The following is a 25403-nucleotide window of genomic DNA, read 5'->3' as shown; positions in this document are numbered from 1 at the left end:
TTTATGGGTTGCCAGGTGCCGAAACTAGCTGCCAGCTCAAGGTTCCTTGATAGTCCCCGACTTTTTGCTGTTCGACTGGAACGGTAAGCTTGATTCCTTCATTCTGACTTTCGCCCCAGTGCTGATTCACGACGTATGTGCCATTTTCTGTCAATTCCGTTTCCTCGATGATCATTTCCCCACTGGTTATCATCTGTTCTTGACCGTTTGTCACAAAGCGGAAGACATCGGTTAATTGATCTGTCCCATCCGTTAATGGCTGTTGCTCTTTGACCGTCAAGCGCCATGGACTCCGTTCGGACCCTCTCGTATCTTTCACTGCTAGCTCGCCTGTGATCGTTGGCCAATAATCTTGTGTTTCTGTAGCAACTTTCTGCTGCCCAAAATCAAAGTCTGTTGGCACACTGCTTAAAATAAGCTCGCCGGCAACTGCGACATTGACGACTTTTTCTGCCCGTTGACTGCCTGCTTCATAATGGTAAGCCGTTGACACATTTTTCAACAGCTCATCTTCCGTTGCTTGCTGGATCGCGGCAAAAGCTTGCGGATCGACAGTCGGTGGTACATTTGCCCGATTATCTGCAAAAATCGTGGTTGCTTGGGTATAGTCTGCCAAAGCGGCTTCATCTGTCAGCGCCGTTGCTTCTGGTAAGGTCAAACGGACATCTTTTGCATAGACGGCAAATTGCCGATCAGCAGAAATGACACTTTCATTTTTGACCACCACCAGATTCACGGTAGTTTCTGCCTGATTCTGATCGTTTTCCCCTACGGAAAAAGTGACCGCTTGTTTGCGGTAGACCGCTGTTTCTAACGGTTCTTGAATCGCAGCTAAGACCTCATCTGTCAGCGTATCCTTAAAGAAAGGACGCCCGCTGGCTTCGAGATAAGTCACGGCTTGTTCTTTTGTCAGCGATTGTGCCTCCTGCTCTGTAAGGATCACATTGCGGGCTTGGACTTCCGCCTTATTTGAGTAGCGGACACTGATATCGTAACTATACTCCCCATCAGGACTCGTCCAATCAACTGGCTCTGAATCTGGTTGTTCCGTCAACTGCTGCTCCGTGCTATCCAACTTGCTGGATTTGATTTGCCCCCCATAGACCCATGAACCGGACGTTTGAGTTTCTGGTGTAAACGTCAATGTTGGCAATTCCGTTACCGTGTAGGGAATCAATAAACGCCCTTTTTGCACCTGCGTCCCCGCCTGCTCAGTTCCCCATGCTTGCAAAGTCAGCGGCGTATTGTTCTCTTTGACTGCCGTTACATTGTGACTAATGGCACCGATCCCATTCGCGACTCCGGGTGTTTCGACTTCGTAGTTAATGATCGAACCTGGTATCGCGATACCGTACCCGTTGGCTGCATTGGTCACATCGTTGTCCCCGATGAAGGTTTTCCCAGTCGCTTTTTCGATCCCGCTGAAATTGATTGGCGTGATCGCTGCAGCATTAGCAGCAGTTGGATTTATGGTCAGTACTTGATAGGCACTAACCGCACCAAACCACGTTCCTTGACTGTTGACTCGAGAACCTGCATCATTGGTCGTCGTTTTCAGCCACGTTAAATGATCTTTGTCCGTATCTGGTGTGGCGAAATCCGAGAGATTGATTCGCCCCGTTCCCGGCGGCGACTCGATCGTCCCTTTGTCTTCTACCGTTAACTTCGCCCCTGAAATCAAATTCGTTGCGGAAGAAATCCCGATACCAGCATCCTTTGAAAGATGGATGTCACCGAACTGATGATAGGTCGTTGCGTGATTGGCAGCAGTCGCTGAACGGCCATTTTTGATGTCTCCCCCATTGGCCATCAGCTTGATGCCGTTTGTCACATTCAATTCGGTAAAGTTGACGATCCCCAGACCCGTAACAGCGATTGGATCAGTTTGATAAGAAGCTGTCCCATCGACATTTTCACCAAAGTTCATCTTCACTTGATTACTGCTGTTGGCTACGATCGTGTTCGTAAAGTTATCTGACGCGTTTCCGCCTGAGATCCCATTGATACTTTTGGCTCCTTGAAGTCGCATCTCGACATCTCTTAAAATTTGATTGGAAGAAATATTGGAATAATACGTGGTGTATAAATTCCCGATACTTGATCCTTCCGCCTGGATATTCATATAAATTTTGCCGCTTCTCGTATTGCTAGCAGTCCGTCCGCCATCACCATAGATCGTTGCCCCATTCAGCGCATCTGACCCCGGCTTTGTGTAAATGTTCAATGTAATCGTATTGGAGCTGTCGGTCCCAACGATATTTGTACTGTTAAACGGATTACCGCCTGAGATGTTCGTTCCAGAAGGAAGGGCAAACTCACCATCGTAATTTCTCAAATCCAATGTCAAACTGGCATTTCCTAATAACCGTCCATTGTTCGTAACACCGCCTGAAAAACCATTAGACCCTGTACGCGGAGTACCTGAGAAGTTTCCGCCAAACACTCGATTATCTGAGTTTCCGTTAATGGTGTGGGAAGAAGCGACACCATAAGAGGCACCGAGTGAGGCATTGATCACCCCATCATAAACCGTTACTGCGACATTGCCGGTCACTAATAAGTCATCCCAGCCGCCACCAGATAAAAACCAGTCTACTTGCCCATTATTTACTGTCGTTCGTCCATCTCCGTAAACACGGCGTCCAGTATAGCCTGTTCCTTCTAGCGTATCGACGATCCCAGAGTTCAAAGTATTGGAAGAATTTCCCTCAATGACACCTGAGAAGGAACCACCGTAGGTCCAGCGAGCAACCGTGTTATTCAAGATCGTTTTGGTATTCCCTTTAATATAGATATCCCAAGCTGTTCCTGGATAACCGCCGCCACCAACGATATCCCATCCAGATGAATAGCCTCTCGTTTTATTGCTCGTTGAGTAATCTAGATTTGTCGGTCTGGTTCCTGTGTAAGCAATCCCATCTCCCCCAGGACTACCATCCGAAGTGATCGTACCAACTTCAATCGTCGTATTTCCCTCAACATAGCCGCCTCGACCAGCTGCCGTCGAATAAATCGCACCGTTTGAAAAGGAACCGCTGACTAGATGAGAAGTGATATCGCCATAAACTTTAAAACTTGCCGCTGCTTCTGCCAGTGCTGCTCGTTGCTCAGGAGTATAATTGTCATACGTCGTCGTATTCGAAGCCCCCATTGAACTTTGAGTCAAGGTACTAACGTTGTTTCCCCCACCGCCGTTAAAATCACCAATTCCGCCGACGCTGGCACTCGGTCCCGCTTTCACGGTGTTGACGATGTTTCCTGTGATGGTACCAGTATTCCGATTGCCACCTTCAAATTCACTCCGTCCAGTGGAATAGCTGCTGGCATCAAGGTTGGTCACGATGGCATCCTTAGAACGGTCAGAGCCGATGTTGCCATAAAATGAACCGCCTACAAACCGATTGGATATACCTGACCAACCGCCTGCACCCGAGATCGTACTGCGGATCGTTCCATTGATGTTGCCATATTGAACGCCACCAGCAAAAGTACTTAAACGGAAGCTTGCATTGGTGGTTTGAATCGTCGTTTCAACATTGCCTGTCACATTGGCTGTATTGGAAGCGTTTGTTCCAAGACCACCGCCATAATAACTGCCTAATGTGCCATTTAAACGATTGATCGTGACACTGGTATTCCCATCAATCGTACCGATATTGGCACCTCCAGCGATCGTACTGATATTACCTACTGTATTATTTACGACAATCGCTGTATTCCCGGTCAATGTACCACCGTTTTGATTCCCCCCATAAATGTTCCAAGTTCCTGAACCTGTCGCATTCAACGTGATCGTTGGGTTTCCCGAAAGGTCGCCATTGTTGCTTCCCCCATAAATCGCAAGACCATTCCCGGTGGACCCACCGTTCAATGAAAGGCTATACCCATTCATGTACATCCTCGTACCACTATAGTTGAGGTTTCGAATCACTACATCAGAACCGAAGTAGATGTCCGCGCCAAGTGCAACCGTGCGACTACCAGAGGTCAACGTTGTTTCATCTGTGATGGGATCATCGCCATGTCCTGTGATGATCAAGCGGCTGACTTTTCCTTGCAGCGCATAAAAAGTCATGTTGGTATTATCGACTGTGGCTGGAATCGTCTTTGAAGTCAGATTCGTTGGCAGTGATAACGATCCACCCGAGCCAACATACAAAGCAAATTCTTGGCCATTGCCGTTTTGATACATATCAAACAACGCTTGACGAATGCCTTCAGCACTATTGGTGTATTCCGCATATGCTGATCCATCTCCAGCTGGGCTTGGTACAGCGATCACTTTCGCTTTATCGGCTTCTTCAATGATCTCTTTGATCGATTGCTCTGCCAACGAGATGTCCGCCGCTCTTGCCTTAACCGTCGGTTTAAAAACAGCAGTTAAGGTTTGGTTCTCCGTGAGAATCAATTCGGTCAACGCTTGACTTGTATAGACCGTGCCATCTAACGACCAGCCTTCAAAAGCAGTATCATCTTCAAAAACTGGCAACTCACTTTCTTTTAGTGCTTCCCCTTTGTTTTTGCTGATCTGAGTGCGGGTTTCCCCGGTAGCAAATAGATGCGCCGTGTCTGTCAGAAAGGTCACCTGTACTTCTTCTGCAGCTTCCGATGAAGCTTCTGTTTCAGATGAAGCTGTGTCAGTGGCTCCTGTAGACGAATCTGTCGAAGCAGGTTCACTAGATGCTTGCACTTCAGTTTCGTTCGTCTCTTCCAGACTGTCGATTGATGAAACGACAGGGTCAGAAGAAGACATACTTTGTTCTTCACTTGTTTTTGTAACACTTTCGGCTTGTGCCACTACCATTGCATATGAAAAACACGGACCTGATGTTAGTAGAAAAACAAGTAAAGTTGTTAAAAACCGTTTCACTTTATCCCTCCTATCTTAAAAAAATAAACGTATCGCGCAGTGCACGCCCTGTGTTACAACTCTTAGTTTAGCGAGTTGGCGAAAGAGAATTATAATTCTTTTTTTCTTCCATTCAAAATTATGATTATAATTGATTTTTCATAATTCCGATTTTTGTAACTTCCACATCTTAGAGCTATCTGTTACTCATCGATTGAAAAAAAGCGCAAATTATCAGGATGAATCATCGATTCTTTTCAAAAAACTGCTTTTCTCTTTCATAAATCATACAAAAAACGAGGGATAAATCAACACCCATAATTAAATTAAGATGAGAAAAATAAATAAAAAGTTAGAATATTTGACAAAATTCAGTGGCACAAAACTCTTTTCTAACGACCTAAAATAATAAGTTAAAAGAACGCTTCCTATCTTCTGACTGTAGATAATGATAATGTTATAATCAAAAATGAATAAAAAACGTTATTTAAAAATCCCATTGCATATAAAATAACAAAATAAAAATTATTATTTTTTTTATAAATCACTGATTTTGATAAAATAAGTAAAGTTATTTTTGAAATAACGCAAAAAAGAGACTGTGACAAAAGCCCATAAAAGAAAGCCGCAAGAAAGGCTCTATAATTTATGGGACTGATGAGTCAAAATTGATTCTTCAGCCTCATTTTCATTTTCGGTATTAAAAAAAATATCGTTCTCTAATATGATTAAATCACGACAAAATAAACAAACTAAGAGGACGATAAGTGGTATGAATGATTCTATCAAATATGAATACAAAACAAGGAAAGTAATATTAAAAAAAATCTGAGCTAGAATGAGTTTCATCCTGCTCAGATTTATCTTTTTGCATATTAGCCTCTATTGAAAATAGCTATTATTCTCCAATGACTTGTGCGTATACATCGTTGCAAGATGTTGCCTCTCCATTAGCAAATGATACTGAATAGATGATGCCTCGGCTTCATCTATTCAGTAAAGTTTGTTGCTCTTATTGTAATTCCATCAAGTTCCTTTTCCATAATCTAATCTGGTGGAATTGACGTATAATTCGCAATAAATGAATCAATTTTTTCACTTAGATCTGATACTTTTGGAGAATCAATTGATGATGTCGTTTCTGATGAATGAGTTTCATTAAGCAAAGAACTGTAAGAAGTTTCTGTTTCACTTGCTGCTGCTTATATGAAGCACGCCATTATTTCTGCTGAGAATTACTATTGGAATCCAACATGGAAACCTTCGACATATGTTAATAAAAACGATAGCTGGGCAAAGACTGTAGACGGCGAGGAGTTAATGACCGCTTATTATTCTAGACTTAAAAAAGAAGCATTTTCTACAGGTAAAAAATCTGGTTCTTTCTCAGGAAGTTATACATTTCTAAGCGGCCAACTTCACACAGCATTACGTGGGGTTAGTTACACAGTAACTTATAAGAAACAAGCCAATGGAAATTATTGGACTCAAGTAAAGGTTACGGATATATTTGATTTCAAATGGGAGCTAAATGGTTATGATGGCAACTTCGAGGTGGGATTTGGAAACAATTATTGTTATGCAATGCAAAGAGCAGGCTTTATCATTCCTTATAAAATCGAAGTGATCCACGAAGTTTCTAGATAGTATAAAAAGAGATGAGCTTTACGCTTATCTCTTTTTGTTTAAGATATATATAATGGATTTTACTAGTGCACCCAAGAAAAGTATCAGGGCTAATACCTTAAAAACTACACCAAGTTCCCAGTTGATTGATCCTTCTCTTAAAAGCTCCTGTTTTTGGGATTTGCTAAGTCCTCCAACGCTTACAGGAATCCAATTTACACTTAAATAGACACCTATAAGTAGCGAAATCATTGAATATATATATAGGATTCTTATTTTTAAACCTTTTAAAAAGTTGATCATCTTAGCACTCCTTTACAAACTATTATATCAGAAAGCTAGCTTTAAATAATTATCGCTAATATAATTTAATAATTTGTGAGTACTTTTTATAAGAGGTTACTTTTGTCCGACCACTTGGTTATGTTAGCTATTTTAATATTCCTAATTTTATCATAGCCAACCTTATTACCACCAACATATATTTCTAGTTCATCATGCCCCCTAAATATGGCCAACTATATCAGGAAAGTAATTCCCATCTCGATCATGTGCTTCAATTTAGATAGCTACTGATTTGTTCTTGAGTGTTGCCTGATTTAAAGTTTCGGCGATCTCATTAACATCCATCTGGAACTTTTGAATTGGTTTACTTCTTTCAATAGTTCTTTCTCCATCAATTGCTTTGGTATGTTCTGTAAGATAAAAGCCTCCCCATTTCACCATTCCTTTTTCAACTCTTTTTCCTTTAATGGATCAATTAAATAAATGATCCGCCATCCACAAAAGTGGTATAAATATGCTCGTCCGCCACTGGATCCCCTTGGATCGATTGTACGATTTTCTCAGCTGCCACCATGCCCCATCGATGTTTCGAATAGGAGATCGTCGCTAAGCGCGGCTGCACAAAAGCGCCTAATTCCGTATTATCAAACCCGATGATGCGGATCTCTTTTCCGATGCGATAGTCGGTCTCGCGGACATATTTGTAGACACCGATCGCCATTTCATCATTGAAGGCAAAGATATCAATGGGAAACTGGGGATCATTTGCTAAGAGCTGTTTTGCCGCTCGATAACCAGAAGGTTCCGTGAAGTCACCAGGAATGACTTCATAAGGAATACCAAAGCGCGTCAATTCTTTCGTACTGGCTTCCAAGCGCTCCCGACTGTCGTAGCCTTTTTCTGGTCCTGCTAAGAGGAAGACTTTTTGACTTTGTCCAGCGATCAAGCGATCGATCGCCAGCGCAGCCCCTCCTTTATTGTCTAACAAGACTTGATGGATGTTTTCATGAGACAAGACACGGTCTAACACGACGATTTGATGCCCTCGTTGGGCGTATTGCTCGATCTCCTTTGCTGGAAACGTCCAATCCAAAATGATGGCACCGTCCACCATCCGCTCAGGAATAAACAAGTGTGACTTCTTGCCGCTGCAGACGATCATTTCATAGCCGAAAAGTTCCAGCCCTTTCTTGATACCATCTAGCAATTCCCCATAAAAACTTCCGGCATAATCGGCGAGATAAACACCGATGATGTTGGTTTGTCTGCGTTTCAGTGTGCGAGCAGCCATGTTCGGAACATAGTTCAATTCGTTTGCGATCGCTTGAATCCGCGCGCGGGTTTCCTCGGTCACTTTTGGACTGCCATTCAATGCATACGAAACGGTGGATATGGAGACACCCGCTTTTTGGGCAATATCTTTGATTCCTACCATGGCTTCTCCTTTCTTAACGATAAATATCGATCGTATTGGTTTGGTTTTCGTTTAATTTGGCGCAAAGTGCTGCTTTCTTCAGGACAAGCGCACCTTGACGGTAGCGATTTTCCGCAAACTCAGTGGACATTTCTTCCCCGTTGATCAATACTTTCGGCGTACTTGCCGAATGATAGACGATTTCGACCGGCCGATCAAAGAGTCGATACGTCAGTGTCAACCCTGCTAGCTCCGCTGGCAAGACGGGATCAAGTTCAACGTGATCAACAAAGGTACGAATGCCTAACACATTGCTGATCAACTGATTCATATAGATCCCTGGACCACTAGAATAGATGCGCCAGCCGCCTTTGACGCCGACTGCTGCCTCCTTAAGTTTACCAAAATTTTCTTGGGCTTCAACCCTTGTTTTGAAATCGCCATCAGAACTGCTGAAATACGCATTTGCTTGACGAATCTCCGCGTTTTCGACCCGTTGAGCGATCTGGATCGGATTGATGACCCCAAGCGCTTGCCAAGTCTCTTCTTCTCGACCTAATTTCGCCATCGCTTCGGTAAAGCGGATGTGGGCGTGAACGTACTGCAAACCGATTTCTCGTCCAAAGTTGGCTGCTTGTTCTGCTCGCTTGAAATTGGTGCTGACACCACCCGCATAAGTCGCTGGACGATTCATCAAGCGCACCCCATCTGGAAATTGCAAATGCTCCTTAATGATCGCCACATGATGATCGGCTTGTTCGGGAGATAACAGCTCACCGATCATGCTTTGTTGCATCGGCAGCAAGCGGTATTGGATACCAGTTTTCTTGTCAGTCGGATGGACCATCAGTTCCACGTGCTCGCTATCTTCCATACAGACAAATCCTGGCAAAGTGCCATCAGCTAACATGTATTTTTCAAAGTCGTGTTTGATGCCCTTAGACAGTTCTGTTAAATGTTTGGCATACTCTGGGTCAAATGCCTGCAACTGGCTGGCTAATTTTTTCAATACTTCATAGGTCAAGGCAACGGTCCAGCTGCTGGCCATTTGTTTCTTCAACTTACTGTTATTTGGCTGCAAGGTGTCATCCCAATCGCCATCGCCATAACAAGACAGGTACGTTCCTTCCAAGAAGTTCGCTTCGATATACGCCACTTCTTTTTTCAAATGATCAAACAACGAAGCTTTGGCCTTGGTTTTCAGGAAGGTTGCGCGATCCGTATAAGGCAGTTCTTTTTCCAAAATCGCGAAATCTTTGGTTTTTTCGAGATAGTCACTAACGACTTTCATTGGCCAGACGATCACATCTCCGTGGCTCTCATCGGCTTTTTGTTTCTCATAGCGATCAAACATAAACCATTGTGGCCAGTTGCCGTCATCTGCAAATTGATTTTCAAACAAATGCTCGATGATGGACGCCACCATTTCAGGACGATTAAGTGCTAAGAAATACTCAGTCGGTCCTTGGGAAACGTCTCGAGTCCCCCAAGCAGCACCACCGTACTGTTCAAGACCATGAGGAGACAGGTAATGAACAAGCATATTGTGGGTGTACCAACGTGCCAAGTGATTGAAGGATGTAACGTCCGCCTGCGAATGTTTCAATTCAAACTGATTCAACAAATCATCGACAAAGGCCGTATAGGCAGTGTCTTCTTGCTGGCGATCTAACGTTTCGGAAACAAAGGGTTCACCAGTCAGTGTGCCTTGGATCACGAAGGAAACCGTCGCCTGTTCTGCAAAGGTCAATACGGTCGTGCTATCAGCAGCGGCCACATTGAAGATTGCTTCATCGGTCAGTTCAAAAGGTTGAGCTGCATGGAGATAATACGTCAATTCTGGATAAGTTTCCGCAATCGGTGAATCCGCTGTTCCTTTGATGGTGAGCAATTGCTGGTCTCGCGTAACAGTAGCAGTCGGTGCGGCTTCATCGATCCCCATCACAAATTGATTAGTGATGGCCCAGGTGTAGGCACGTCCTGTTTCACTGGTGATGGTGGTTGCGATCGTGCGTCCGTTTGCTTTCGTGAAGGTCGTTACTTGAATGACATCATCCGCTGTTTTGTAGTACCACGTCGCCGAATTCAAGCCCATTTCAAAAACAGATGGCATCGTTAAAATCCGCCATTGATCGCCGTCTTTCAGGTAGATCCGCTGACCAGAACGTTTGAACAGATTCAATGAGTTGCGGCTATTACTCAACAATTTATTCATGTTCGTATTACCTAATACGATTTGGGAGTTAAACATCCCCGTCATGTAAACAGTCGTGCTCAAAATGGGTTGATCAACGATCAACTCTTGTCCGCTCATCAAAATATGCCCATGGGAGCGTTCCATCTGTGCTTCTTTTTCCTTCAACACGACATGGTGATAGTCAGGGGTAAAAAAGGAATAAAGCTGCTTATCAACGATTTCCACTGCTTCTTGCTGCGGGAACCGTTCGTTGATTTCTTCTGTGGAAAATGTCAGCCCTGTGAGCGATCGACCGAAGTTTTTTCGTGGCTGCGCCGTTGCTTGCAACGAGTCAAAGGACAAGGCTTGATACGTTTCTTTCAGCGTTTCAAGTGCAAACTGCGGTTCATTGACTGCCGTCGCTTGATTGGCTTTGACCGCTGCGTAAAAAACGATTTCTGTAGGCGTCTCACTTACCGTCAACCATTGCGTTTGCAGTGCCGTATAGGCAAATTCGTATTGATACACTTCATTGGCTAACGTTTCTTGGCTAAGTGCAGCTGGTTGATTCGTTTCTTTGTAGCTGCGACCGAAAAATTGATAGCCATCCGTCGAGAAGCCTTTTAAGGCTTGGAAGCTACCCTGTTCCACTAATGGAAATTGTCCATTTTGTGGTTGATTTTGGCGCGAAGAAAGCACGATGCGACCCTTATCATGGCTAACATGATGGTCGATATATTGCGAAACATAGGCTTCATTGGATTGAACAGCACCTTTGGTGGCATTGCCAAGGTCTTGTCCGTAAACTAGTTCCGCTTCCCCAGAACCACTCAATTGAACCCGCCAGAACCAGCAATCTTGTGCCAATTGGAAATCAACTTGGTAATCGATGGACTGGTACGTCCCAGTCCAAGTCAGCTGTTTTTCTGAGTAGGCAAAGGCACTGTTAGCATTTGAACCGATCAAGGGAATAAAGGACAACTCCCCCGCCTCACGCAGACGTAGATAGATTTGATTCAAACTACCATCTAGCGCATTTCCGTTCAACTGATTGATCATCACACCGTGACTTTGGATCTCATATAAATCACCGTTTGGTAAAAACGTCACGGTCGTATTTGCGTTATTCATCACTATTTTTTTCGTCATAGAAACCTTCCTATCTTACCTAACTAATTGCAGGGTTGTTTGTTGGGTGTCTCGGCTGTTCCCACCAATCATGATGTGGAATTTCCCTGGATCACTGCTTAATTGTTGGTTGCTGTGGACATAGCGCAGCAGTTCTTCCGTGATCTCAAATTGAACGGTTGCTGATTCGCCAGCCTCTAGCCAAATTTTCTTAAAGCCTTTCAGTTCTTTCACTGGGCGAACCACTTCACCGACTAAATCGCGAATGTAGCATTGGACCGTTTCCCAGACCGCTGCTGTTCCTTGGTTCGTAACAGTGATGGAAGCCGTGACCGTTTGATCTTTGGTCATAGTCGGCTGATCCAACGTCACCGCAGAATACGCAACTGGGCTATAACTCAAGCCAAACCCAAATGGATATTTGGCATAATTGGAGACATCCAAATATTTCGAGACATATTTTTCATCCGGTGCACTTTCATAAGGACGACCGGTATTGTCAACGTTGTAATACACAGGAACTTGTCCAACGGTTTCTGGGAATGACATGCTCAAGCGACCGCTTGGATTGTATTCTCCCCACAGGATCTGAGCAAGTGCGTTTCCGCCTTCGGTTCCAGGGAACCAAGCCTCGACGATCGCTTTGGCTGCATCCACACCTTGCAAATCAAGAGGACGACCGTTATAAAGAGTTACGATCAATTGCTCGTTGTATTCTTTCAAGGTTTCAACCAAGGATAATTGGGCTTGCGGCAAACGAATGTCGCTGCGGCTGGCAGCTTCACCGCTCATCCATTCCTGCTCTCCTAGCGCTAGGACCACTTTATCGGCTGCCTTCACTAATTCGATCGCTTCTTGGATCGCCGCTTCAGACGGTGCAAAATAATCAAAGGGCTCTTGACCGATCAACAGATCCGCACCCAAGGCTTGAGCACCCTCCACTAATGTCACTACTTCTTCTTGTTTCCCTTGCCAAGACCAAGCCCCTAATAGATCACGGGAGTGAGCACCTGGGCCTACGATTGCGACTTTTTCGGTTTTCTGCAACGGCAGAACACCTTCATTTTTCAACAACACCATTGATTTCTTTGCGATATCGCTGGCGATCTCACGGTGTTCTTGAGACAAAACAGTGGCTGCTTCAGCGGCTTCATCAGCGCCACGGTATGGATTTTCAAATAGCCCCAGCTCATTTTTTAAGGTCAAGATTCTTAGCACCGCTTCATCGACTAAGGCTTCCTCAACGGTGCCTTCTGCGATCAACTCTTTCAAGTTATCGGTGTAGCAAGTCGTCATCATCTCGATATCGACCCCAGCTTTGATGGCTAGTTCAGCGGCATGTTTTTCATCCTCCGCTGCGCCATGAGCGATCACTTCTTTGATTGCTGCCCAGTCAGAGATCACAACGCCTTCAAACCCGAATTCTTCTCGCAAAACATCGCGGAAAAGCCAGCGATTGGCCGTGGCTGGAATGCCGTCTACCGTATTAAAGGAGGTCATCACCAGCTTGGCACCAGCATCAAGGGCTGCTTTATAGCCTGGCAAATAACTTTCTCGCAGTTGGCGTTCTGACATATTGACCGTGTTGTAATCGCGACCACCGATAGCCGCACCGTAAGCCGCAAAATGTTTGACGCAAGCAGCCACGCGGTTGAAATCCGTTCGCAGATCATCCCCTTGATAGCCTTTGACGAAGGCTTCAGCGAAGCGACTGTTCAAGTAAGGATCTTCCCCCGTCGATTCCGTGACACGGCCCCAGCGTGGGTCTCTTACTAAGTCCACCATCGGTGAAAAGGTCACATGCAAGCCAGAAACAGCTGCTTCTTTGGCAGATACTTCCGCCATTTTCTCCGCTGCTGCCAAATCCCATGAACTACCTAATCCTAATGGAATCGGGAAAATCGTCCGAAAGCCGTGAATGATGTCCGCCATCAATATCGTCGGGATATTCAAGCGGTTATTGGCGATATACTCTTTTTGGACGCGAATCGCTTCTTTCGCACCAGAAACACCTAGCGTTGTTCCCGCATTGTTGATGTTTTCTTGCGTCAGTCCTAAGTCGCCCATCGGACCTGTTTTCTCTTCTGCTTTATCTGAATAAAAAGCCGCTGCCAGTTGCAGCAACTGATCGATTTTTTCATCTAAGGTCATTTCTGAAAGTAGTTCGGTTAATTTCTGCTGTTCCATTTTTATTCATCCTTTGCTTTCTTCAAATTGGACTTCTGCTGCTAAAGGGAAATGATCGGAGGGAAAACGACGATCATAAGAATCCGTTAGACAGGCGGTTTTGACCACCGTGAAGCCTTTCGTATAGATATAATCAATTTCTTCTAGTTCTTGCCATGGTAACGTATAAATAAAATTTTGATAGGAGCCTTTTGGCCCATGATGGGGCTTCTGTCCATGTTCTTTGGCATTTTGAAAATGCTGCTCTAAGTACCGATGCACCCGCTCCGTTGGCTCCGCATTCAAGTCGCCCATCAGCAATACAGGATAGCGTTCGATCTGATCTGCCAGCTGCTCAAGGATCACTTTCATCCCTTCAAAACGAGCCATTTCTGAAATATTATCTAAATGAGTCGTGATAGCAAGAAACGGCGGATTCTTTTTTTCCTGCAAGACTGCCCAAACACATAAGCGTGAATACGCAGCTTCTGGATGAATACTTGGTTCAGTCGGTGTCAATGACAACCAAAACGAACCTGAATCTAATAACTCGAAAGCCTCTTTTTGATAATACAGTCCGATGCCTTCGCCTAAGCCATCACCGTCACGTTCAGCCGTGACGGAAGCATACTGCGCTAACTTTGCTAAATCTGCAAATTGGCTGGGACGAGCTTCTTGGATCGCCAGAACATCCCAGTCGTAGTAATCGATCAAGGAGCAGACCGCCTCCGATCGATAGTGCCATTGCCATTCTTGGTCATAGTCGGTATCGACTCGTAGATTATAGGTTGCTGCTTTCATCTGCATTCATTTCCTTTGAGTAATTTTGTGATTTGCTGCATCTCACGACGGATTTGTTTCGCTTCGCCGCCGCCATGCCCTTTATTTAAGTAAATACGCAATTCTTTCGGTCCAGGAATCTTTTTATAGGAAACGAAGAAATCTTCCATGGGACAGATGGGATCAGCACTGCCGACCGATGTATAAACAGGACCAGTTATCTGATGAGCAAAATACTTCAAATCAAAATAACTCATGACTTGATAGATCGTTTCCCGCGTTTCTGGAAATTGTTCGATATACTCTTGAATCACCTGGTAACTTCCTGTTTTTTGTTCGATCCGATGGACAAGATTGGAGTGGCTTGGCACATCGGCAAACGTCGCAAAAATCGGGACGTTCGTTAATGCGTTGACCAATAAGGCGATGCCGCCTCCTTGTGAGCCGCCTCTTAAAATAATGCGCTGCGGATCGATTTCCGGTATCTGTTGAAGGACTTCTAGTGTGCGCAAACTATCTGCGACCAATCGCTTCATATAAAAATCTTCTTTTTTCAAGATGCCGCGTCCAAAAGGTGCTTCATGCTGCGTGGTTTCATAGGGAACCTGATCTTGCGTGCGTCCCCCTTGTCCGCGATTGTCGATGACAAGACAGCCGCAGCCGATCAATAACCAATGAGCAAATTGGAACGGTTCTTGCACATGATTCATATAGCCTAAAAAATCAATCACGATTGGACAATCTGCCGCTTGTTCTGGCAGCAGCAGATGCCCATAGATCGTTTCATTACCAAGACTTTGAAAAGAAATCGTAAAACAATCGATCCCTTTCAGCAAAGGCGCTTGTTTGGTTCTTTCAAAGGCTAGCGGAAGGGTGTCAAGTTCTTGTTGGACCGAAGCCCAAAAATAGGATCGATCCTTCGCTGTGGATTCAGTCATTTGTCTCTTCCCCCTTCGCTAATACTTTATTGAAAAACAACACTTGGACAAAGGCTGAGCCTGAGATCCCTAAACAAACAAATAAGAATAGGTTCACTTTGCTGCACAATACAAAGACAAGAATGGGGATCACCAATAAAATGATCGCATTCGCCGTACTGCTAAGAACCGCATAGGCCGTTTCTTTTGCTGTTTCTTGCAATAATTGGGCAAACAAGCTGTACAAGAGAACGAACACGACGAGATACAGCGCAGCCAAGCTGACGAGGATCACGGCTAAAACGCCAAAGTAAGGTGTGATCATCATCAAGGAATAGATCAACCCAGCAAAGACTGCGACATACGCAATAATAAGACCTTCTAAGAAGAGCCCACGTTTGAGGTTGCTTAAGAATGCTTGCTTGTATCGCTGCCAAATCGGGACATCCCGTTCCTTGTACAATTGATCGATCGTCTGATACAGCGCGATCAATGCTGGTCCTGCGAGAATCAGCGTCATTGCTGGAATCATAAAGAGAAAACTAACAATGATCATATCAGCTAAAAAAGCAAAGACCCGATAGTACCATCCTTCATAAGAAAATAGTCGATTCATTATGATCCTCCAATCAAAACTTGCTGATTTGTGCTGCGGGTGCTACGTAAACTTGTTTCTTGCCTTCTTGTGAATTTGGGTCGTTTCTCAACGTACAGTTTTCTGGGTTGCAGGTTGCACGTCTCACTACGTGAGCCAATCGCAGTGATTCTTTGTACGGTCACTACGCTCCCTGCGGTCGCCTAGTACTTTGAAACATCAGATTTTGCGCAAAGTGCGCGCAAAACCTGTGTTTCAAAGCAAAGGAGAGGAAAGGTCTTTTTTTTGGCTTCCTTTCCTCTCCTATGGGGGTTATTTTAGTCGTTCGCGGTTTTCGGCCATTTTTTCAGTTTTAATGTCTTTGATTGCATCCCAGTTGTTTGAATCTAAGAAGCTTTCAAAGTCGGTTAGTGTGCTGTCAAATGTTCCTTCATCTTTTGAACGGATCAGCGAGATGATCGTGCTGTTGATTTTGGTTTTGATGGCTGTGTTTGAACGTGCTTCAGCAGTTCCAGCATCTGGATCCGTATTTTCGATCACAAAGTGTGGATACAATTTGCCTTCGCCCCACTCTTGCATTTGAGTCAACGCATTTTCGGTTTTGACTTTCAGTGCATTGACACGGTCATTGTTAAAGTAGTTGAAACGGCTGATACCATATTTTTTGTTGTAGCCTTCGTTGTCGGTTTGTTCCATTTCTTTGATTTCTGGCAAGTAATCGATTTTGCCTTCATCGTTGTATTCATACGTCACGCCTTCAACACCGAATTTTGTCAAAATTTGTCCTGGTTCATCGATCAAGTACGTGAAGAGTTGGGTTACTTTTGCTGGATCCGCCGCATCTTTTGTGATGTAGTTGATCAACCAGCCAGAGATTCCTGTTTGGTTCAAGGTTGCTTCACGACCAGACGTGCTGGCAGGGCCATCGATTGCGATGTAGCGTGTGTCAGAGTTTTTCATGAATTCAGTGAAGTTCCCACCTTGTCCGCTCGTTCCTGCGACTAAGATCGTTGCATAGTCCCCTTGTTTTACTTTTTCATCATAGGTTGGACCGTCATCGGTAAAGCTGTCATCACTGATGTTGCCGTCACGATACACTTGATTGAAGGTTTTCAACCATGAGATATATTCTTCATCTAAATTACGGTCGTAGAACGCACCATCTTCATCTTCTAATGGAACACCTAAGAAATCTTGCAATTTATCTAAGAATGGTCCTGCTGTTTCGCCGATCGTTGTGAAGCCCATTGGTGTCAAATCAGGGAATTTCTCGCTGATTTCTTTCATGACTTTCACATAGTTTTCTGGCGTCGAAACATCTGGTTTGCCTAATGCTTCATAGACATCTTCACGGATCACAAAGTTGTCGTTGACGGGAATATTGCCGCTTTCGTAGTCTGCTGCTGTGTTGGAATAGTTTGGATAGCCATAAGTTTTGCCATCATCTAAAGCAAACCATTTGAAGGTATCTTCGGTCACGACATTCATCAAATACGGATCGTATTGTTCCGCTAAATCGTTCAATGAGTATGCCCAGCTATCAGCTTTTGTGGCTGCTTGGCTGGTTTTATCCATCAACGTCACGATATCAGGCATATCACCACTTGAAATCAAAGCGTTTAATTTCGAATCATCCCCTGAAATAAATTCAATATCAATGTTCAAATCTTTTTTGATTTGGGCTGTCGTCACATCTTCACCAAATGGCAAAGCTGTCCAGTCTGAATTGATGTACCATGTGATCTTGGTTGGTTCTTCTTTGGTATCGAGTTTCCATGCTGGTGTCTTTTCATCTAACTCATACCGATCTTTGATAGAAAAATCCGAACTGCTGGCATTGTCTGAGCTGCCGCCACATGCTGCTAAGCTGAGTAATGCTGATGCTGCCAATAAACCGCCTACTACTTTTTTCATGTCTATCCCTCTTTCTATTCTTTTACTGCACCGGCCATCATACCGCCGATAAAGTGTTTTTGAAGCAATGGATATATAATTAAAATTGGCACTGTCGTGATGACGATCGTAGCCAACTGAACCCCACGGGTCGTTGCTTGGACGATAAAGTCGGTACTACCGCTTTCAGTCATCGTACTCAAGTTGGATTGGACGATGATTTCATAAATCTTCATTTGCAGCGGATAGAGATACTCTTTTGTGATATACAGTTTTGTCGTCATAAAATCGTTCCATTGGCCAACCCCGTTGAACAAGATGATGGTTGCCAAGGCCGGTTTCGTTAATGGTAAGAAGATTTTATAGAAGATTTGGAATTCACTTGCACCGTCGATCTTCGCAGATTCTTCGAGTGAAGGCGGAATCTCACGGAAAAAGTTCATTAAAATCACGACATCATAGTAGCTGAACAAGGCTGGAATAATGTAGACCCAGAAAGAATCCAGTAATCCTAGCGAGCGAATCAGCAAGTACGTTGGAATCATCCCACCACTGAAGTACATGGTGATGACCCCCATCGTTGTATAGATGTTGCGGCCGACCAAGCGTGATTTACTCAATCCGTAAGCCACGATCGCACAAAACAAGGTATGGGTCGCAGCCCCAAGAACCGTTTTTAACACTGAGATCAAGAAGGCACGGGGGATACTTGCGTCGGAAAAAACTTTACGATAGTTTTCCCAGGTAAAGCCTTTGGGCCATAACACGAGGCCGTTGCCCGCTAATCCAGAACTAGAAGACACGGAGGAAACCAAGATATTCCAAATCGGTACGATGATCATCAATGAGAATAAAATCAAGATTACGGTATTGAAGAAGTAAAACCACGTGTTTTCTTTTGCTTTTCTTTTGATCATGTTTTTTCCTCCTATAAGATAACTGAATTGCCGTTGTTCAACTTGCGGGTCACTCGATCCGTGATCACCAATAAGATGACGGAAATGACCGCGATCCCCAAGCCGACAGCAGTTGCATAAGAGAAATCACCTTGCGTCAACCCCATTTTATAAACGAAGGAGTTGATGACTTCTGAACGGTTTTGGTTCTGTGAGTTCATCAAAACTAATGTTTGATCTAGGTTTGACCCTAAGATACCGCTCACATTCAGAATCAAGTTTAAGGAGATGATCGGTGTCAGTAATGGCAATGTGATCGAACGAATTTGTCTTAGCTTGCTGGCACCATCGATTCGTGCGGCTTCATAAAACGTTGGATCGATCCGCGACATACCTGCCAAGTAAAGGATCGTTCCCCAGCCGACTTCTTTCCATAGATCAGAAAGGACCGCGATCCACCAATATTTGCTTGGATCCAATAGATGATTGACCCCTTTGTCCATCAATCCTACGGACATCAGCACTTGGTTGATAAAGCCGTTCGTTGACAGCCAAGAAATCATCATCCCACCTAGCACGATCCATGAGAAAAAATGGGGAATGTATGAAACCGTTTGAATAAATTTCTTCAAGCGGCCATCTTGCATTTCAAAAATCATAATGGCTAACACAATCGGGATCGCAAAACCTAATCCTAATTTCAATAAGCTGATGGCTAACGTATTTCTAACCGCTTCCCAGAAAAAACTGTCATTCATAATGATACGGAAATTCTCTAACCCGACCCATGGTGCTGATGAAATCGTGTCAATCACCGTATAGTTTTTGAAAGCGATTATAATTCCGTAGATCGGAATATAATTAAATACGATCATAAATGCCACGCCGGGAAAAACCATCCAGTGAAGCTGCCGTTGACTATAAAACTTTTGCAGTTTACTCATACACAAAATCTCCTTCTTTCTATCCTCGCAACACTACGTATATCTCCACACTTTGGTGAAACGTTTCTACAAAAAGATTATATCCGCTGCCAATCGAAAATGCAAGCCTTTCCAATTATTTTTTTCAGGTTTTCTTTTTTCACAAATTTTGTTGGGTTCCTCACAAATATAAAAGCTTTTATATCAGCTTTTTCAGAAGAAATAATTTTTACAAACATTTCCTTTTAATCAAATTTCACAAATATTGTATTTTTTCAACATCGATTAATTCACAGAAATCATTAAAAAATAAAAAGAAACGTTTCACCAAAAGCACAAAAAAGCAGCAATCATCGTTGATTGCTGCTTCGTTCTATTCACTTCTTTGGGGATAGCCAAAATGGTCATAGGCTAACGGCGTTGCGATCCGCCCACGCGAGGTGCGTTTCAAAAATCCTTTTTGGATCAAAAACGGTTCGTACATATCTTCCACTGTTTCGGTTTCTTCCCCGATATTGACAGCGATCGTACTTAATCCCACCGGGCCGCCTTGATACAATTCGATCATCGTGCGGATCAATTTCTGATCGATATAATCCAAGCCAGCATGATCGACTGCCAAAAGCGCCAATGCCTGGTCAGCAACGGTGCGATCGATCAACCCATCCGCTTGCACTTGCGCATAATCGCGAACTCGTTTAAGCAAACGGTTGGCGATCCGTGGAGTGCCTCGGGATCTGCGGGCGATTTCGATCGCCCCTTCTTCCACGATATCCGTTTCAAAGATCGACGCAGTCCGCTGCACGATCTCTTTTAAATCATGGTCTTCATAATATTGCATATGAGAAATGATCCCGAAGCGATCCCGTAGTGGCGCCGAGAGCATCCCCGCCCGCGTCGTTGCGCCGACTAAGGTAAATGGCGGTAGCGGAAAATGAACTGGGTGAGCCGTTGTCCCTTGCCCCACCATGATATCCACATAAAAATCTTCCATTGCCGAATAAAGCATTTCTTCGGCGACACGAGGCAAGCGATGGATCTCATCGATAAACAGAACATCCCCCGGCTGCAGCTCATTCAAGATCGCAATCAAATCCCCTGGTTTTTCGATCGCAGGACCGCTGGTCGTCTTGATTTGGACCTGCATCTCGTTGGCGATCACCATTGCCATCGTTGTTTTCCCTAAGCCTGGCGGACCATATAAGAGGACATGATCCAACGCCTCTTCTCGATTTTTCGCCGCTTGGATATAAATCGAAAGCTCCTGCTTGACTTTGTCTTGTCCGATATATTGGGCAAGGGTTTGCGGACGCAAGGATTTTTCGATAATCTCTTCTTGTTCTGTGCTTTCTGGCGAAACAATTCGTTCATCCATCGTCTACTTGCTCCTTACTTTTTCATCATCAATCGGAGAGCTTCCCGCAAGTACTCATCCGTCGATTTTGTGGTATTCGCCGCTAATTGTTTTTCGGCTTTCTTGACTTCTTTTTCGCTATAACCCAATGCTTTCAAGGCTTCCATCGCTTCATCTAAAGCAGTCGTTGCTACGCTTAGAGGAACGATCGCTTCTTCTCCAACCAGTTCAGCCACTTTGCCTTTCAAGTCTAGGATCATTTGCTGCGCCGTCTTTTTACCGACACCTGGGAACTTAGTCAAATAATTGACGTCCCCATTTTCGACTGCCGTGATCAACCCTGTATGGTCTTCATTGGCCATGATTGCTAACGCACTCTTTGGTCCAATACCTGAGACACTGATCAATTTTAAAAACAACTGCTTGCCTTCGATCGTGGCAAAGCCGTAGAGACTATGAGCATCTTCACGAATCACTTGGTGCAGATAGATTTTTACTTCTTGGTTCAACTTGCCGCTAAATGAATACGGATTGCCAAAAGCGATCTGATAGCCGATGCCATGGGTCTCAACGACGATATACGCCGGAAAGATATCCGTTACTTTTCCTATGATATATTCGTACATGTGCTTTCCTTTCTGTACATATGTTCCCTTTATTGTAGCACAGACGAGAGGGCAAAAAAAGGACTGTGAACGAAGGAAAAGGCTTAGCAGGAAACAAACGGAGGAAAAACCGTTGTTTCAGTCGCATTTTTTCAAACGAGACATGCTGCTGCGTCTTTTTTTCGCACACAGTTCCTAATACTTACTCAACGAGTGATTTGAATTCGCCATAGCCTTTTTCATCCATTTCTGCTAAAGGGATGAACTTCAATGCTGCCGAGTTGATACAATAGCGCAAACCGCCTTTGTCCTGAGGACCGTCTGAAAAAACATGTCCTAAATGAGAGTCAGCTTCTTTGCTGCGGACTTCTACCCGATGCATGCCGTGAGAAAAATCGGCTTTTTCTTGAATATCTTGGCGACTGATCGGTTTCGAAAAGGACGGCCAGCCACAACCTGCGTCATATTTATCAGTAGAAGCAAACAATGGTTCTCCGTTGACGATATCAACATAGATCCCTTTTTCATAAAAATCATCATACTCGCCAGTAAAGGGGCGTTCGGTTGCATTTTCTTGGGTCACCGCATATTCGATCGGCGACAATTTTTCTTTTAATTCTTTTTTATCTGTCATTTTTTCACCTGCTTTTCCTCTAGACTCATCCTGTATGCTCTATCATGCCTTTTTTCTTAGCGAATGTAAAATGACTTGCTCAAATTGCTTAAGGGTTTTGCAGCTTTTGCCAACGAGTCGTTGGTTCCGCAAAATGGTAGAAATGCGGTTGATCTTTTGTATAGATTTCTTCGGTTAAGACAGCTTCTGGCAAATTGCCAAACAACCCAGCCGCAAAAAAATAGGTGTGTGCTTCTTTGAGGTAAAAGAACAGGCTCGAGCCGCATTGACTGCAAAATCCTCGCTGTGCCCACTCAGAAGAATCGTAACGTCGCAGCCACTTCGCTCCTTGAAGAGCTATCTGGTCCTCAGCGCATGGCGCAAGCGCAAACATCGGTCCGCCGTGAAATTTCTGGCAGAGACTACAATGACAAACCGTAATTTCTTTCGCAACTCCCGTCAAGTTGATCGTGACTTTGCCGCAAAGACAACTACCAGAAACATCCATCCTTATTCCTCCTCCGTAAACTCTTGCAACAACTGATAGACCGTAGCGACAGGAAACCCTACGATCGTATAAAAATCGCCGTTTATCGATGAGACAAATATTTTGGCTGCCCCTTGGATCCCATAGGCGCCCGCTTTGTCTTGGTACTCATCTAAGACAAGATACTTATCGATCTCTTGATCCGTCAAAGGACGAAACACAACTTCCGTCGAAACCACTGCTTCGCGTTGCTGTTTGCCTTTTTGCAAAACGACGGCGGTATGCACCCAATGGGTACGTCCGCTCATTTTTCGCAACATCGACCGAGCATCTTTACGGTCGACTGGCTTTCCTAAGATTTCTTCATCCACCACGACCGTCGTATCGCTCGCGATCACCAGATCTTCAGGATTGGTTTGTGCAATAGCCGCCGCTTTTTCTGCTGCCATCCGTTGGACATAAGGGATCGCAGCTTCGTTTGGTCGGACCGACTCGTCGATATCTGCTGGTATGACCGCAAATTCCGAGACTAACTCTGCTAATAATTCTTTGCGCCGCGGCGACTGTGAAGCCAAAATAATCATTCCATGCCACTCCTTGCTCGATGAGGATCTTGAATCCGTTTGAACATCCGCTCCATGTCGCTGTTGGTGAAATGGATCAGCACCGGACGACCATGGGGACAGTTGAAGGGATTCTCGCATTTCGCTAAATCTTGCAACAAGATCCTAGCTTGTGCTTCATTCAAATAGTGATTGGCTTTGATGGATCGTTTGCAGCTCATCATGATCGCGGTTGCTTCACGAAACTTTTTGACACTGACACTTCCTGTCGTCAATAACATATCGATCATTTCGCGGATGATGGCTTCTTCTTCACCGCTAGGGTACCACGTCGGGTGCGCTCGGACGATGAAACTATTGGTCCCAAAAGATTCCAGATGGATCCCGACTTCTGCCAGCTTGTCGCTTTGTTCTTGTAATTGCAGTGCATCGCTGTTGGGATAATCCAAAACGATCGGCACTAACAATTCTTGCAGGTCATTGGTCACTTCGCCGATTTTTTCGCGGTAATACTCATATTTGATTCGTTCTTGCGCCGCATGTTGGTCGACGATATATAGACCCGCCTCGCTTTGGGCAAACAAATAGGTCCCATGCATCTGCCCAAAATAATCCAATTGGGGAAAACGCTCCTTCGCTGGTTCTTCTTCCAGCAACCGTTCGACCGTTTTTAGGTAGTTGCGGTCATCCCCATGCATTTCAGGATGCAGAGTCGCTTGACTTTGCAGATCTTGCGCCGTAAGCTCTGGCGTCTCATCTGGGAGAAAGACTGGCGCTTCTGGCAGCGGCGCTTTTGTTTCCGTCCGGTCTTCCACAAATGGTTTTCGGACAGGCTTATTTGGCAGCGTCTCTTCCAAACTGCGAAAGGTTTCTTCGGTTTCTTCCAACAGGTTTTCGCTAGATTCCTGTGGTATTTCTGGAAGTTTTCCACCTTCCTCCACAGGTTTTTCCACAGAGTTATCCACAGTCTGTTGATAAGTACTGCCCTGAACCTCAAATTTCCCGGTTTCGCGATTATAAGACAACCCAGAAGTCGAATTTCCTGCTGACTCCAGTTCCAAGCCAAGCTGCTGGGCTTTTGGCTGATCGGCAACTTTTTTCTTGAAACGCAGATTGTCAGCGGCGTTAGGAATCAAATTGATTTCCCGCAGCGCCTCATTGATAGCTTTACTGATTAGCTTGGTCAGTTCTTCTTCTTTTGACAAACGAACTTCTTGCTTAGTCGGATGAACGTTGACATCGACTAATAAGGGGTCCATTTTGATTTCAAGGACAGCTAATGGAAAACGACCGACCATCAATTTTGATCCGTACCCAGCAACGATCGCTTTATTCAAAGCGAAATTGCGAATATAACGACCATTGATGATCGTGGATAAATAGTTGCGGCTGGCTCGGGTGACTTCTGGCAGTGACACAAAGCCAGTGGCTTTAAAGTCGAGGTCCTCAGTATCGATCGCGATCATTTTTTTGGCGGTTTCCACCCCGTAGATCCCTGCGATGGTTTGTTTTAACTGCCCACTTCCAGTGGTGCTCAACATCTTATTGCCTTCATGAACGAGACGAAAAGCCACTTCTGGGTGGCTCAGGGCGATCCGATTGACGATATCGCCGATGTTCGCTAGTTCCGTTTGCAGCGTCTTGACATATTTCAAACGTGCCGGTGTATTGTAAAAGAGGTTTTCCACAGTGATCTTGGTTCCTTGACGCAAGTTGGCAGGCAGATGCTCTTCAACAGCGCCGCCTTTTAAGCGTACAAAGGAGCCTTGTTGGGCGCCTTTGACTGCCGTTTCAATCGAGAGGATCGAAACCGAAGCGATACTAGGCAAAGCTTCCCCGCGAAACCCGAGGGTACGTATTCGAAACAAGTCATCCCGATTGTGGATTTTACTGGTGGCGTGGCGTTTAAAGGCAGTCAAGACATCCTCTTCTGCAATTCCTTCGCCATTATCGATGACTTGGATTTTACGCAAGCCCGCTTCTTCAATAAAAATATCGATTTGGGTACTGCCGGCATCCACGGCGTTTTCAACTAATTCTTTGACGACAGAAGCCGGTCGCTCAACAACTTCTCCTGCCGCGATTTGGTTCGCCAGACGTTCGGATAACTCTTGGATCTTTCCCATCTGCTGA

At 44.6% G+C, this 25403-nt stretch carries 19 protein-coding genes; 1 reads left to right on the top strand and 18 read right to left on the bottom strand.

Going from position 1 to position 25403, the window contains the following annotated elements; translation table 11 throughout:
- Window position 1: 1 nt before the first annotated feature.
- Window positions 2–4870 carry a hypothetical protein gene (locus IGI82_RS01800; RefSeq protein ID WP_438841738.1) on the bottom strand — a complete coding sequence of 1623 codons (4869 nt, stop codon included), beginning with the start codon at window positions 4868–4870 and terminating at the stop codon, window positions 2–4.
- A 1299-nt stretch (window positions 4871–6169) separates the two neighbouring features.
- Between IGI82_RS01800 and IGI82_RS01795 the strand changes: the two genes are divergently transcribed.
- A complete protein-coding gene (locus IGI82_RS01795; RefSeq protein ID WP_074934458.1) occupies window positions 6170–6496 on the top strand; it encodes a hypothetical protein in 327 nt (108 codons plus the stop codon).
- A 24-nt stretch (window positions 6497–6520) separates the two neighbouring features.
- Here IGI82_RS01795 and IGI82_RS01790 read toward each other — a convergent pair whose 3' ends face one another.
- From IGI82_RS01790 to mutL, 17 genes are all read right to left on the bottom strand, one after another.
- Complete coding sequence (locus IGI82_RS01790; RefSeq protein WP_271771304.1) at window positions 6521–6778, bottom strand: hypothetical protein; 258 nt, start codon at window positions 6776–6778, stop codon at window positions 6521–6523.
- 258 nt (window positions 6779–7036) lie between these two features.
- Window positions 7037–7201 (bottom strand): hypothetical protein, encoded by a 165-nt coding sequence (locus IGI82_RS01785; RefSeq protein WP_016609543.1) that lies wholly within the window; start codon window positions 7199–7201, stop codon window positions 7037–7039.
- 34 nt (window positions 7202–7235) lie between these two features.
- Complete coding sequence (locus IGI82_RS01780; RefSeq protein WP_015508838.1) at window positions 7236–8195, bottom strand: LacI family DNA-binding transcriptional regulator; 960 nt, start codon at window positions 8193–8195, stop codon at window positions 7236–7238.
- A gap of 13 nt (window positions 8196–8208) precedes the next feature.
- Window positions 8209–11499 carry a GH36-type glycosyl hydrolase domain-containing protein gene (locus IGI82_RS01775; protein ID WP_438841737.1) on the bottom strand — a complete coding sequence of 1097 codons (3291 nt, stop codon included), beginning with the start codon at window positions 11497–11499 and terminating at the stop codon, window positions 8209–8211.
- Window positions 11500–11514: 15 nt separating this feature from the next.
- Window positions 11515–13665, bottom strand: coding sequence for a glycoside hydrolase family 3 N-terminal domain-containing protein (locus IGI82_RS01770; protein ID WP_438841736.1), 2151 nt, complete (start codon window positions 13663–13665; stop codon window positions 11515–11517).
- Window positions 13666–13671: 6 nt separating this feature from the next.
- Window positions 13672–14451: an endonuclease/exonuclease/phosphatase family protein gene (locus IGI82_RS01765; protein ID WP_271771309.1), complete on the bottom strand. Its 780-nt coding sequence runs from the start codon at window positions 14449–14451 to the stop codon at window positions 13672–13674.
- Complete coding sequence (locus tag IGI82_RS01760; RefSeq protein ID WP_373192406.1) at window positions 14442–15362, bottom strand: acetylxylan esterase; 921 nt, start codon at window positions 15360–15362, stop codon at window positions 14442–14444. The genes IGI82_RS01765 and IGI82_RS01760 overlap by 10 nt, the downstream gene beginning before the upstream one ends.
- Entirely contained in the window at window positions 15355–15957 is a 603-nt protein-coding gene (locus IGI82_RS01755; protein ID WP_438841735.1) for a DUF624 domain-containing protein, read from the bottom strand. Before IGI82_RS01755 ends, IGI82_RS01760 begins: the two co-directional genes overlap by 8 nt.
- Window positions 15958–16248: 291 nt before the next feature.
- Window positions 16249–17850 (bottom strand): sugar ABC transporter substrate-binding protein, encoded by a 1602-nt coding sequence (locus IGI82_RS01750; RefSeq protein ID WP_005227174.1) that lies wholly within the window; start codon window positions 17848–17850, stop codon window positions 16249–16251.
- 14 nt (window positions 17851–17864) lie between these two features.
- The gene (locus IGI82_RS01745; protein ID WP_005227173.1) at window positions 17865–18746 is read right to left on the bottom strand and encodes a carbohydrate ABC transporter permease; all 882 of its coding nucleotides are present in this window, start codon (window positions 18744–18746) and stop codon (window positions 17865–17867) included.
- Window positions 18747–18757: 11 nt separating this feature from the next.
- Window positions 18758–19669, bottom strand: a complete 912-nt coding sequence (locus tag IGI82_RS01740) for an ABC transporter permease (RefSeq protein ID WP_005232388.1) — start codon at window positions 19667–19669, stop codon at window positions 18758–18760.
- 352 nt (window positions 19670–20021) lie between these two features.
- The gene (ruvB, locus tag IGI82_RS01735; protein ID WP_005227171.1) at window positions 20022–21023 is read right to left on the bottom strand and encodes a Holliday junction branch migration DNA helicase RuvB; all 1002 of its coding nucleotides are present in this window, start codon (window positions 21021–21023) and stop codon (window positions 20022–20024) included.
- Between the two features lie 14 nt (window positions 21024–21037).
- On the bottom strand, window positions 21038–21628 hold the full coding sequence (gene ruvA, locus IGI82_RS01730; RefSeq protein ID WP_005232405.1) for a Holliday junction branch migration protein RuvA: 591 nt from the start codon (window positions 21626–21628) through the stop codon (window positions 21038–21040).
- A gap of 181 nt (window positions 21629–21809) precedes the next feature.
- Window positions 21810–22241 (bottom strand): peptide-methionine (R)-S-oxide reductase MsrB, encoded by a 432-nt coding sequence (msrB, locus tag IGI82_RS01725; RefSeq protein WP_008376288.1) that lies wholly within the window; start codon window positions 22239–22241, stop codon window positions 21810–21812.
- Between the two features lie 88 nt (window positions 22242–22329).
- The gene (locus IGI82_RS01720; protein ID WP_015508833.1) at window positions 22330–22728 is read right to left on the bottom strand and encodes a GFA family protein; all 399 of its coding nucleotides are present in this window, start codon (window positions 22726–22728) and stop codon (window positions 22330–22332) included.
- A gap of 2 nt (window positions 22729–22730) precedes the next feature.
- The gene (locus IGI82_RS01715) at window positions 22731–23291 is read right to left on the bottom strand and encodes a Maf family protein (protein WP_438841734.1); all 561 of its coding nucleotides are present in this window, start codon (window positions 23289–23291) and stop codon (window positions 22731–22733) included.
- A complete protein-coding gene (gene mutL, locus IGI82_RS01710) occupies window positions 23288–25396 on the bottom strand; it encodes a DNA mismatch repair endonuclease MutL (protein WP_438841733.1) in 2109 nt (702 codons plus the stop codon). Before mutL ends, IGI82_RS01715 begins: the two co-directional genes overlap by 4 nt.
- Window positions 25397–25403: the final 7 nt, after the last annotated feature.

The sequence above is a fragment of the Enterococcus sp. AZ067 genome (assembly GCF_051715005.1).
Classification (GTDB): Bacteria; Bacillota; Bacilli; order Lactobacillales; family Enterococcaceae; genus Enterococcus_D; species Enterococcus_D casseliflavus.
The sequence above is the reverse complement of the archived record's forward strand: the minus strand, read 5'-3'. Positions and strand labels throughout refer to the sequence as shown.